At 32.4% G+C, this 11,474-nt stretch carries 12 protein-coding genes and 1 pseudogene; 8 read left to right on the forward strand and 5 right to left on the reverse strand.

Annotated features, from left to right (window positions below; translation table 11 throughout):
* The 3 genes from B4I81_RS06665 to B4I81_RS06675 all read left to right on the forward strand — a co-directional run.
* A partial coding sequence (locus B4I81_RS06665; RefSeq protein WP_291108972.1) for a rhodanese-like domain-containing protein occupies window positions 1-486 on the forward strand: 486 nt, incomplete at its 5' end.
* A 17-nt stretch (window positions 487-503) separates the two neighbouring features.
* Window positions 504-716 carry a YgaP family membrane protein gene (locus B4I81_RS06670; protein WP_291108974.1) on the forward strand — a complete coding sequence of 71 codons (213 nt, stop codon included), beginning with the start codon at window positions 504-506 and terminating at the stop codon, window positions 714-716.
* 67 nt (window positions 717-783) lie between these two features.
* Window positions 784-1,116 carry a tRNA-binding protein gene (locus tag B4I81_RS06675; protein WP_291108976.1) on the forward strand — a complete coding sequence of 111 codons (333 nt, stop codon included), beginning with the start codon at window positions 784-786 and terminating at the stop codon, window positions 1,114-1,116.
* Window positions 1,117-1,171: 55 nt separating this feature from the next.
* Here the strand turns inward: B4I81_RS06675 and B4I81_RS06680 are convergent, their stop codons facing one another.
* Together B4I81_RS06680 and B4I81_RS06685 are read right to left on the reverse strand one after the other, a co-directional pair.
* Complete coding sequence (locus B4I81_RS06680) at window positions 1,172-1,546, reverse strand: PUR family DNA/RNA-binding protein (protein ID WP_291108978.1); 375 nt, start codon at window positions 1,544-1,546, stop codon at window positions 1,172-1,174.
* Between the two features lie 70 nt (window positions 1,547-1,616).
* Window positions 1,617-3,383, reverse strand: coding sequence for an ABC transporter ATP-binding protein (locus B4I81_RS06685; protein WP_291108980.1), 1,767 nt, complete (start codon window positions 3,381-3,383; stop codon window positions 1,617-1,619).
* A gap of 193 nt (window positions 3,384-3,576) precedes the next feature.
* Between B4I81_RS06685 and B4I81_RS06690 the strand changes: the two genes are divergently transcribed.
* The 4 genes from B4I81_RS06690 (at window position 3,577) to yajC (ending at window position 6,464) form a co-directional block, all read left to right on the forward strand.
* Entirely contained in the window at window positions 3,577-4,680 is a 1,104-nt protein-coding gene (locus B4I81_RS06690; RefSeq protein ID WP_291108982.1) for a Glu/Leu/Phe/Val dehydrogenase dimerization domain-containing protein, read from the forward strand.
* Between the two features lie 83 nt (window positions 4,681-4,763).
* Window positions 4,764-5,705, forward strand: coding sequence for a transcription antitermination factor NusB (nusB, locus tag B4I81_RS06695; protein WP_291108984.1), 942 nt, complete (start codon window positions 4,764-4,766; stop codon window positions 5,703-5,705).
* Window positions 5,706-5,716: 11 nt separating this feature from the next.
* Window positions 5,717-6,175 carry a DUF1573 domain-containing protein gene (locus tag B4I81_RS06700; protein WP_291108986.1) on the forward strand — a complete coding sequence of 153 codons (459 nt, stop codon included), beginning with the start codon at window positions 5,717-5,719 and terminating at the stop codon, window positions 6,173-6,175.
* A 19-nt stretch (window positions 6,176-6,194) separates the two neighbouring features.
* The gene (yajC, locus tag B4I81_RS06705; RefSeq protein ID WP_291108988.1) at window positions 6,195-6,464 is read left to right on the forward strand and encodes a preprotein translocase subunit YajC; all 270 of its coding nucleotides are present in this window, start codon (window positions 6,195-6,197) and stop codon (window positions 6,462-6,464) included.
* 52 nt (window positions 6,465-6,516) lie between these two features.
* On the opposite strand, the gene B4I81_RS06710 is transcribed toward yajC, so the two are convergent.
* The 3 genes from B4I81_RS06710 to pepT all read right to left on the reverse strand — a co-directional run bounded on the left by B4I81_RS06710 (window position 6,517) and on the right by pepT (window position 10,762).
* Window positions 6,517-7,095, reverse strand: coding sequence for a YdeI/OmpD-associated family protein (locus B4I81_RS06710; RefSeq protein WP_349678567.1), 579 nt, complete (start codon window positions 7,093-7,095; stop codon window positions 6,517-6,519).
* Window positions 7,096-7,172: 77 nt separating this feature from the next.
* Complete coding sequence (locus B4I81_RS06715; RefSeq protein WP_291108990.1) at window positions 7,173-9,413, reverse strand: M20/M25/M40 family metallo-hydrolase; 2,241 nt, start codon at window positions 9,411-9,413, stop codon at window positions 7,173-7,175.
* A gap of 104 nt (window positions 9,414-9,517) precedes the next feature.
* On the reverse strand, window positions 9,518-10,762 hold the full coding sequence (gene pepT / locus B4I81_RS06720) for a peptidase T (RefSeq protein WP_291108992.1): 1,245 nt from the start codon (window positions 10,760-10,762) through the stop codon (window positions 9,518-9,520).
* A gap of 207 nt (window positions 10,763-10,969) precedes the next feature.
* On the opposite strand from pepT, the pseudogene B4I81_RS06725 reads away from it, so the two are divergent.
* Window positions 10,970-11,474 (forward strand): annotated as a pseudogene (locus tag B4I81_RS06725) (catalase-peroxidase); the annotation flags it as partial.

Consider the following 11,474-nt stretch of genomic DNA (forward strand, 5'->3'; position numbering starts at 1 on the left):
ACAACACAAATTTACGATTACTTTAAAGAAGCCATTAATTTGTCTGCTTTTTTATCGGACAACAATGAAACGAAAACAAACAAAAACATAAAAAGAATGAAATTTAAAGTATTGAGTTTGGTCATCCTATTTTTCGGATTGACTTCTTGTTTGAAGAATCAAGCAGATGGTGTTCAAGTATTGGATGTAGCCAAATATGAGAAAAAAATGGCTCAACCTGATGTGCAATTGGTAGATGTTCGTACGCCAGAAGAATTTAATGAGGGTCATTTAGAAAATGCAATAAATATTGATGTTACGGCTGATGATTTTGATGCCAAAGTAGCTAGTTTAGATAAAGAAAAACCAGTAATGGTTTATTGTAAACTTGGAGGAAGAAGTTCCAAAGCGGCTACTCGATTAAAAGAATTGGGATTCAAAAATATTTCTGATTTAGAGGGTGGAATTACCAATTGGACAAATGAGAACAAACCAATAGTAAAATAAACTTAATACTTTAGATTATGAAGAAAAATGTAGGTACTGGTGATCGCTTTTTACGAGTTATGATTGGAGTGATTGCTTTAATTTTAGGACTTTCAGGAATGTTAGACGGAACCATGAAATGGGTTGCATTAGGTGCAGGAATCATGATGGTTGTTACAGCTTCTTTAGAGTTTTGCCCGCTTTACACGTTTTTAGGCATCAATACATGTAAGGTAAAATCAAAAAAATAAAATCAAATTAAAAATTAATATAAGTATGATTTACTTCGGTAAATTGTACTTTTTTATTTTATACCCTATGATAACTTGGAACGATTTTGAAAGAGTAGAAATGCGCATTGGAACTATCTTAGATGTACAAGATTTTCCAAAAGCAAATAAACCAGCGTATCAATTAACGATTGATTTTGGTGTTGAATTAGGAATTAAAAAATCTTCGGCTCAAATAACCAAACGTTACACTAAAGAAGATTTAATTGGCAAACAAATTGTTGCTGTAGTCAATTTTCCCAAAAAACAAATTGCAGATTTTATGAGCGAATGTTTGGTTTTGGGTTCGGTAGGCGAGGAGAACGATATTGTTTTACTGACTTCTGATGTGCCAGTTGAAAATGGGTTGCGAATTGGATAAAAAAAATCCCAAATTCTTAATAGAGTTTGGGAATTTATATTATTTATTCAAAAGATTAAATATCGTCGAAATCAATATTAGTAAAGCTCTCAGCTGATTTTACTTCATCGTTTCCTTCAGTATAAACTTCTCTTTTGAAATCTTTTTGATGTCTTTCTGAGATTACTTCTTCTCCTTTTTGGTCAAGAACAAAATCCGTCATTTCATCTAAAATTTCTCTGAAAGCAGCAAAATCTTCTTTGTACAAATAGATTTTGTGTTTTTTAAAGTGAAATGAACCATCTTCTTCTGTAAACTTTTTACTTTCAGTAATGGTAATGTAGTAATCATCTGCTTTTGTAGCTCTTACATCAAAGAAATACGTTCTTCTTCCTGCACGCAATACTTTAGAAAAAATATCTTCTTTTTCTAACATGTCATTTTCTCTCATAATCCTACTGTCAATTAATTAGTGTTATAGCGTCTCAAAAATCTAAAAAAAAATCGGATTAAACAAAAGTTTATTCAATTTCTTTTTCCGAAAGTTGTTTTAAGTATAACTCTTTGTAGTAACCATTAAGGTCTAATAGTTGAGAATGAGTACCTTGCTCTATAATTTTACCTTCGTCTAAAATGATAATCCAATCCGCATTTTTGGCAGAAGAAACTCGGTGACTCACAATTATAGTTGTTTTGTCTTTGCAATAGTCTAATAAGTTGTTCAAAATGGTTTCTTCAGTTTCGGTATCTACAGCGCTTAAGCAATCGTCTAAAAGAAGTACAGGAGCATTTTTAATTAAAGCTCGAGCAATAGAAACACGTTGCTTTTGTCCACCCGATAGCGTAATACCTCGTTCGCCTAAAACCGTTTCATATTGCTGATTGAAATTCATGATGTTATCATGAACTACGGCTTTTTTAGCGGCTTCCATAACTTCTTCATCAGTAGCATGTTCGTTCCCGAATTTGATGTTATTTTTGATACTATCCGAAAACAAGAAAGCATCTTGTGGCACTACACTAATCTGATTGCGTAAATCAAATAAATTCAAGTCTTTGATGTCTTTATTGTCAATTGAAATCGTTCCTGAAGTCGTATCATACAAACGACTAATTAAGGTTAAAAGAGTCGATTTTCCAGAACCTGTTTTTCCTAGAATCGCTAACGTTTTTCCTTTTTTAACTTCAAACGAAATTTGGTCTAAAGCTTTGATTTTAGTGTCTTCATATTCAAAAGAAACTTTATCAAATTTAATTGCGCCTTCAATTGAAGTATGACTGCTAACCGTATTTTTAATTTCAGGTTCCTCTTTTAGGAATTCATTAATACGTTTTTGCGAAGCTTCTGCCTCTTGAACTAATGAAGAAACCCAACCCAAAGAAGCCACTGGCCAAGTCAACATGTTGATGTATAAAATGAATTGGGCAATAACTCCAATACTTGCAATTTCAGGATCGTTATTGATGTACATAGAACCACCAACATAAACTACAACCAAGTTACTCAATCCAATAAGTAAAATCATTAACGGACCAAAAAGCGAATTTACTCTCGCTAAATCCATTGCTTTTGTTCTACTCTCATTGCTTAAATCAGTAAATTCATTTTGTTTTTTACCTTCAATCGCATAGGCTTTAATTACTCGAATTCCAGAGAAAATTTCTTGTGTAAACGAAGAAAGCGTTGATAAATTCTTTTGAAATTCGCCACTACGTTTATGAATCATCGAACTAATTTTGAAAATACTATACGATAAAAGAGGTAATGGTAATAAAGAATATAAAGTTAGTTTTGGTGAAATGTTGTACATATATATCACCACAATTGTAAAACGCATTAAGGTATTTAACGAATACATTACGGCTGGACCTACATACATTCTCACTTTTCCAACGTCTTCGCTAATGCGATTCATTAAATCTCCGGTGCGATTGCGTTTGTAGAAACTTTGCGATAAGGTTTGGTAATGATTGAATATTTCGTTTTTCAAATCAAATTCCACATGGCGCGACATTACAATCAAAGTTTGACGCATTAAGAAGGTGAAAAATCCGGCGATAATTGTGGTTCCTAAAATCAGCAAAATGTTGTGAAATAATGATTTTTGAAAGCTAAGTAAGTCGCCATCTGGACTTTTTACGTAGTCTTCAATTACTTTTATGGAGTTTCCAATTAACTCTGGAGTAAATAAAGAGAAGATTTGTGCTACAATCGTAATAACTATTCCAAGTAGGAAGCGATATTTGTATTTGACAAAGTATTTGTTTAAATATTGTAATTCTTTCATAGTATTCTTTAGTGTGATACCATTTCTGTATCAAATTCATTAAAAAGATAATCAATTGATAATGAACGATTATCGAGTTTTTTCGCTTTTCATTGCTAAATTATTAAATTAAATATAATTTTTTGAATCATTTTAAAATTATTCGTAATATTGTAACTAAATATTGAATAATTTTCAACATAACTCAAATCGCATGACAGCAGAATTATTAAAAGCCAATGAGCTTCAAAAAGTAGACCCTGTTTTTGGTCAAGTATCTTTTGATGGTCATGAGCAAGTTGTATTTTGTCACGACAAAGATACAGGATTAAAAGCAATTATTGGAATTCATAACACAGTTTTAGGACCTGCATTAGGAGGAACTAGAATGTGGAATTATACAAACGAATGGGAAGCGTTAAATGACGTTTTACGTTTGTCTCGTGGAATGACTTTCAAAAACTCAATTTCAGGATTAAATTTAGGTGGTGGAAAAGCGGTTATCATTGGTGACGCTAAAACTCAAAAAACGACTGAATTAATGCGTCGTTTTGGACAATTTGTAGATTCATTATCAGGAAAATATATCACTGCAGAAGATGTAGGAATGGAAACTAAAGACATGGATACGGTTAACGAAGTAACAAAACACGTTGCGGGTATTTCAGTTGAAAGAGGTGGTTCTGGAAATCCTTCTCCTGTTACTGCTTACGGTGTTTTCATGGGAATGAAAGCAGCAGCTAAATACAAATTCGGTTCTGATAATTTAGAAGGTAAAAGTGTTTTAGTACAAGGAATTGGTCACGTTGGTGAATCGTTAGTACAACACTTAACAGAAAGTGGTGCAATCGTAACGATTACAGATATCAACGAAGATAGAGTACACCAAGTAGGAGCGAAGTACGGAGCTAAAATTTTTACTGGTGCTGATTTATATAGTGCTGATGTAGATATTTACGCACCATGTGCTTTAGGAGCTACTATTAATGATGCTACTATAAACAATATCAAAGCTTCTATTATTGCTGGAGCAGCTAATAATCAATTAGCAAACGAAGCAGTTCATGGAAAAATCTTAAAAGAAAAAGGTATTTTATATGCACCAGATTTTTTAATTAATGCAGGTGGTGTTATCAACGTGTATTCAGAATTGGTAAAATGGACGAATGCTCAGGTAATGGAGAAAACAGAAAACATCTATAATACAGCATTAGAGATTTTTAAATTTGCAGATGATAACAACATTACTACGCATCAAGCGGCTTTTTCAATGGCGCAAAAACGTATTGATGATGCAAAAAATGAATTAAAGAAGTAATTCGTTTTAAATAAAATTGTATTTTTGCAGGGCGAAAGAGGCAACTTTTTCGCTCTCTTAATTTTATAAAGTTCTTAATTAGTATGTTAAACAGAAGACATATCCGAGTAAAAGTGATGCAAAGTATTTATGCAATGCACCAACACCAATCTGATAATTTGGATAAAGAAGAAAAATTTCTTTTTCAAAGTATCGAAAACACCCAAAATTTGTATCTTTTATTGCTTTCAGCACTCATAGAAATCAAGAAAAAAGAAGAAGAATACATTGATTTGGCTTCTAAAAAACATTTAGCTACTAAAGAAGAAATCAATCCTAACTTAAAATTTATCAATAATAAAGTTTTGGTTTTACTAACCGAATCGGAAGCGTTGGAAACTGCTATAGATGATCATAACATCAATAACTGGAAATTAAATGATGATATTATTTTAGGTTTAATTGATACGATTAAAGAAAGTGAGTTGTATCAAAATTACATGCAAAAACCTGTTGGTGATTTTGAAGATGATAAAAAATTCATCGTTGATTTATATACTGAAGTTATCGCTCCAAGCGACCGTTTATATGATTATTTGGAAGATCATAAATTGACTTGGTTGGACGATTTACCGGCAATTAATACTTTAATTGTAAAACAAATCAAACAACTAAAAGGAGAACACGATACTTTAGTAATTCCAAAAGTTTACAAAGATGAAGATGATAAAGATTTCGTAAAAAACTTGTTTAGAAAAACGGTTTTGAATGAAATGGAATTATCAAAAGAGTACATTGATAAAACGCCTAATTGGGATGTAGAACGTATTGCTGAAATTGATACCATTATCTTAAAAATGGCAATTTGTGAGTTGTTGAAATTTCCATCTATTCCAACGAAAGTAACAATTAACGAATATTTAGAAATTGCAAAAGAGTATTCTACGCCAAAAAGTAGTATTTTTATCAACGGAATTTTAGATAACTTGGTAAAAGAATTTACTCAAGACGGTAAATTAAAAAAATCAGGTAGAGGTTTATTATAAATTTTAATGATATGATTAGAAAATCACTTAGTTTATTAGCTGTTTCATTTGTTTTTTTAGCCGTTTCTTGTAAACAAGAAAGTGCAGCCGATAAAATTACAGATGCTGATATGAAAACTGTTGAAGCAGAAAAAGTATTAGTTGGAAAATTACCAATAATAGAATTAGACAAAGAAATTCATGATTTTGGTACCATTACAGAAGGTGATGTAGTGGAAACAGAATTTACCGTTAAAAATGTTGGGGAATCTGATTTAATTATTTCAGATGCCAAAGGAAGTTGTGGTTGTACTGTTCCTCAACCGCCAAAAGATCCAATTAAACCAGGAGATTCCGCTCCTATCAAAGTGTCTTTTGACTCTAAAAATAAACCAGGAGAACAAGAAAAAACGGTAACACTAACGACCAATACCGAGAATGGTCATGAAATGTTCAAAATTAAAGCAAATGTAACACCAGCTGCTAAATAGTAGCTTTAATAATTAGTATATGAATTCAAGTTTAGCAATACAATTAGTATTAATGATTGCCGTGTTTTATTTCTTATTAATAAGACCACAACAACAGAGAGCCAAAAAAGAAAAAGCATTTGAAACCGGATTAAAAGTAGGGGATAGAATCATCACTAAAGCAGGAATCCACGGTAAAATTGCAGAAATGAATGAAGATACTGTAGTAGTTGAAACTATGGCAGGTAAAATTAAAATGGAGAAATCTGCTATTTCTATGGAAATGAGCGCTAAATTAGCAGCAAAATAAGATTTTTTAAATAGTAAAAAAGCCGAATTTCAATATTGAAATTCGGCTTTTTTTATGCTCTGTATTTGTCGTTTAAACCTCTACCTTCTAAAATCATTGGAATGACTTTATCTAAACGAGTCATTTGTGTTTTTTCTTGCTTGGCTGAAGTTATGTGTTCAATGAATTCTCTCTGCTTGTAAGGAGAAAACGTATTAAATTTGGCTAAAAGTTCTCGATTTTTATCAAATTCTTTTTGCAAAATTTCAGGGATTATGGTTTCTTTTTTTTCTTTTGGAATTGCTAATCCTTTTTCTTCAATCACTATGGCTTCTTTAATATAGGCTAAAATCAACTTCTCATTGATTTCGTTAGCGGAATTAAATCGCATTTGACGTAAGGATTTGGTGTTTTCTTCATTTGCATTGATGAGCAATTTCTTTTCATCTTTCAAAAAAACACCATTGTAAAACCAAATTCCAAAATAGGATTTAAAACCACCGATACCAACTACATTTTTGTTTTTATAGGTATAAACAGGACCGCCCCATTTTGTAGTTTCAATTAAAGGTGTTTTCCGAATGATAGCGTGTAATTGCTCTAATTCGTTTTCCCATTGGTTGGTTTTATTCCATTTGTTTTCTTTTTCCAAAATAGTATGCTTTTGTGTTTATCAAATGTAAATAATCTTCATAAAAAAAGAGGAACAAAGTCCTCTTTAATTTGATTTTAGAATTTTACTTTTACAGTAATTGGTTTGCCGTTTCTCATTATGGTTACGTCTTTTTCATCGCCAACACTTAATTTGGATAAGCAATCCATATAACCGTATACTTCTTTTATTTCACAATCTCCAATTTTTACTAGAATATCACCCGCTAAAATTCCCGCTGCATGAGCTGGACGATTATCCGTAACACCATCAATATGTAAACCATCTCCATGATCGGTGTAATCAGGCATAATTCCTAAAGTTACTTTGTATTTTGGAACTACTTTTTCAGTATTCATAGCTGTTTTAGTGAACTCAACTTTCTCTAATTTCTCAATTTCTGAACAAACTCTGCATACATAATCCGTAATGTTTCTTACACCGTAGTAATTGATTTTATCCTCATCATCACTTGGTTTGTGATAATCATTATGAGTACCAGTAAAGAAAAACAACACTGGAATATCTTTTAAATAAAATGAAGTGTGGTCAGAAGGTCCTTGTCCTGCAAGGTCTAAAGTAACATTAAAGCCAGCAGGTTTATTTTTGTTTACGATTTTTGTGAATTCTGGAGAAGTTCCTACGCCACCCACAGTTAACCCTTTATCTGCATTTAATCTTCCAATCATATCCATGTTTATCATCGTTACTACATTAGGATATAATGATTTTAAAGTTTCTGCCATGTGTTTTGAACCAATTAAACCATCTTCTTCGCCTGAAAATAGAGCAAAAATATAATTCGCATTTTCTTTGGTTTTGTTTTTTGATAGCATACGAGCTAATTCCAAAACTCCAGCAACACCAGAAGAATTATCATCTGCTCCGTTATGAATTTCACCATGTGAATTAGGTTTTGTAGAATGGTTGTGTTCGTTTAAACCTAAATGGTCGTAATGTGCTCCAATAATGATGGTTTTAGAAGCTTTGTTATCTAAAAACGCAATTACATTGGTTCCTTGATTGGCTTTGTCACCCGAACCATCTGTAGCATGAGGATTCAATTTTACTTTGTAATTGAATTTTTGGAAATAACTATTGTTTGCATAAGGTTTTAATCCTAAAGCTTTGAATTCTTTTGCAATATAATCGGCAGCTTTTTTCTCGCCTTCTGAACCCGTTAAACGTCCTTGTAATTCGTCAGAAGCTAAATAACTAATGTGTTTCTTTAGTGACTTTGGTTGTGCAATTTCGGCAGCATCACCTTCAACCCAATCCGCGATGAACACATTGGTTTCTCTTGGTTTGCTTTGCATTCTGTTACTAGAGAACACTAATTTTTTTCCATCAGGAGAAAACATTGGAAACGCATTAAATTCGCTTTCCCAAGTAATTTGCTGTAAATTTTCACCATTGGTATCAATCATGTACAATTGGAAATCATAACCACGTGTGGAATGATGATTCGAGGAGAAGATAATTTTTTTATCAGAAGGGTGGAAGTAAGGTGCCCAATTGGCTTTCCCAAGATTCGTAATCTGTTTTAAATCAGTACCATCGATGTTGCAAGTATAGATTTCCATTTCAGATGGCGCTACTAAATTTTGTGCTAATAAATCTTTATACTCTTTAATCGCTTCAGGCGTTTTTGGACGAGATGAACGGAATACGATTTTCTTACTATCATGCGAAAAGAAGCAACCACCATCATATCCTAATCCAGAAGTGATTTGTTTTAAATTGCTACCATCAATATCCATTACATAGATTTCCAAATCACCACTTCTAATACTGGTGAACGCAATTTTCTTTCCGTCAGGTGAAACCACAGCTTCTGCATCATAACCTGGAGAATTAGTGAATTGTTTTACAATATTTCCTTTTAAATCAGCCATGTAAATGTCAAATTCAGGATAAATTGCCCAAAGATATTTACCATCAATTGGTTTTGGTGGAGCCGGACATGCATGATCTGCTGCGTGAGTGGAAGCGTAAATAATATGTTTCCCATCAGGCATATAGAAAGAACAAGTAGTTCTTCCTTTTCCAGTTGAAACTAATTGTAAGCTTTTTTCATTAAATTCTTGAGCTTGTAAATCCAACATAAAGATTTGGTCGCACGAAACTCCAAAGGCTTTATTGGTAACTTGAAGCGTTAGTTTATCTCCTTTTGGACTAAAATAAGCTTCGGCATTATCTCCACCAAAAGTTAATTGTTTGATGTTTTTAAGATGTTTTTCTTGTGCTAACGTAATTGTAGAAATTGAGACAAGCGCAACTAATAATAGATTCTTTTTAAGGTTTATTTTTTGAAACATAATTGTTTTGATTTTTATTGAATAAGAATAGAATTGCGAATATACAAAAAAAGACAAGCTGTAAATTGCCTGTCTTTATAATAGTTATCTATTATGAAATAGATTTATTTTTTAGTTGTAGCTGTAATTTCAGCAATTTTCACAATAACTTCAGTAGCTTTAACCATACTTTCAACAGGAACATATTCATATTTCCCGTGGAAGTTATGACCACCTGCAAAGATGTTCGGACAAGGTAATCCTTTGTACGATAATTGACAACCATCAGTTCCACCTCGAATAGGTTTGATGATTGGTTTTATACCTAATTCTTTCATCGCTTTTTCGGCAATTTCAACAATATGGAAAACAGGTTTTACCTTTTCTTTCATGTTGTAGTATTGGTCTTTTACTTCCGCAATTACGATTTCTTCACCAAATTGTTTTTGCCATTTTTTATTGAATTTATTGGCTAATTCATGTATAAACTCTTTTCTTTCTTTGAATTTTTTAGCACTATGGTCGCGAATGATTAATTCAACCACTGTTTCTTCAATACTTCCAGAAATTCCAACTACGTGAAAGAATCCTTCGTAACCTTTAGTTTTTTCAGGAATTTCTTTCTTTGGTAATTTAGAAATGAATTGGTTGGCTAACAACATCGAGTTGATCATTTTTCCTTTAGCATATCCTGGATGAACGCTTTTTCCTTTGAATGTAATTTTAGCTCCAGCGGCATTGAAATTTTCGTACTCCAATTCTCCAATTTGACTTCCATCCATGGTGTAAGCCCAATCACAACCAAATTTTTCAACATCAAATTTATGAGCACCACGACCAATTTCCTCATCTGGCGTAAAACCTACACGAATTTTACCGTGTTTAATTTCTGGATGTTGAATAAGGTATTCCATTGCCGACATAATTTCGGTAATACCCGCTTTATCATCGGCACCAAGTAATGTAGTTCCATCGGTAGTGATTAAAGTTTGTCCTTTATATAAAAGTAAATCTTTGAAATAACTTGGTGATAAAACGATATTTTGTTTCTTATTTAAAACGATATCACCACCATCATAATTTTTTACAATTTGAGGTTTTACGTTAGCTCCAGTAAAATCAGGTGTAGTGTCGTAGTGAGAAACAAAACCTATAGTAGGAACTTCGTGTTTTACATTACTTTCTAAAGTAGCCATAACATAACCATTTTTATCGATAGTTATATCGGTCATCCCCATTACTTTTAGTTCTTTTACTAATAGATTGGCTAGGTCTAATTGTTTTTTTGTGCTTGGAGTAGTATCTGAATTTGGATCAGATTCGGTGTCTATAGTAACGTAGCTTATAAAGCGATTTATAATATGTTGCATAATTAATATTTTGTACAAATATAAATATTAATACGGTATTTTTAGAGTATAAGAGCAGTACTATTTAAAATAGGTATTTCTTATAGTAGACTATAACTCTTTATCAATAAAATCTATACTTATATAAAAAATAACATTCTAAAGTATAAAAAAACCATTTTAAATTAATCGAAATTTGATCAACTTTAAAAACAAATAATTAGCTTTATGAAAAGAGTATTAGTAACAACCAGTTTATTTCTTGGGTTATTTGCAATAGCACAGGAAACGGCTACTTGTCCAGTAACAGGGAGAACGATGAGTATTTCTAAAGAAAATCCTCACAGCGGACCTCATGCTGCTGATTATCACAACAGCAAGAATAGCACTACTACCACTCCTGCAACTGTGGGGACTACAACAGTTGATAGAAACAAACAGTGGTGGCCAAATCAATTGAATTTGAATGTATTACGTCAGAATTCTGAAAAGTCAGATCCTATGGGAGCAAAATTTGACTATGCAAAAGAATTCCAATCGTTAGATTATGAAGCTTTAAAGAAAGACTTACGTACCTTAATGACACAATCACAAGAGTGGTGGCCAGCCGATTTTGGTCATTACGGAGGATTGTTCATTCGTATGGCGTGGCACAGTGCGGGAACGTATAGAACTGGCGACGGTAGAGGAGGAACTCGTGCTGGAATGCAACGTCAGACTGTGAAAAAACTCA

The sequence above is a fragment of the Flavobacterium sp. UBA6195 genome, assembly GCF_002422095.1.
GTDB lineage: Bacteria > Bacteroidota > Bacteroidia > Flavobacteriales > Flavobacteriaceae > Flavobacterium.

What these genes read in the sequence shown, in the direction of transcription:
- B4I81_RS06670 (WP_291108974.1), top strand. Translation starts at nt 504, where the DNA reads ATGAAGAAAAATGTAGGTACTGGTGATCGCTTTTTACGAGTTATGATT.
- B4I81_RS06675 (WP_291108976.1), top strand. Translation starts at nt 784, where the DNA reads ATGATAACTTGGAACGATTTTGAAAGAGTAGAAATGCGCATTGGAACT.
- B4I81_RS06680 (WP_291108978.1), bottom strand. Translation starts at nt 1,546, where the DNA reads ATGAGAGAAAATGACATGTTAGAAAAAGAAGATATTTTTTCTAAAGTA.
- B4I81_RS06685 (WP_291108980.1), bottom strand. Translation starts at nt 3,383, where the DNA reads ATGAAAGAATTACAATATTTAAACAAATACTTTGTCAAATACAAATAT.
- B4I81_RS06690 (WP_291108982.1), top strand. Translation starts at nt 3,577, where the DNA reads ATGACAGCAGAATTATTAAAAGCCAATGAGCTTCAAAAAGTAGACCCT.
- nusB (WP_291108984.1), top strand. Translation starts at nt 4,764, where the DNA reads ATGTTAAACAGAAGACATATCCGAGTAAAAGTGATGCAAAGTATTTAT.
- B4I81_RS06700 (WP_291108986.1), top strand. Translation starts at nt 5,717, where the DNA reads ATGATTAGAAAATCACTTAGTTTATTAGCTGTTTCATTTGTTTTTTTA.
- yajC (WP_291108988.1), top strand. Translation starts at nt 6,195, where the DNA reads ATGAATTCAAGTTTAGCAATACAATTAGTATTAATGATTGCCGTGTTT.
- B4I81_RS06715 (WP_291108990.1), bottom strand. Translation starts at nt 9,413, where the DNA reads ATGTTTCAAAAAATAAACCTTAAAAAGAATCTATTATTAGTTGCGCTT.
- pepT (WP_291108992.1), bottom strand. Translation starts at nt 10,762, where the DNA reads ATGCAACATATTATAAATCGCTTTATAAGCTACGTTACTATAGACACC.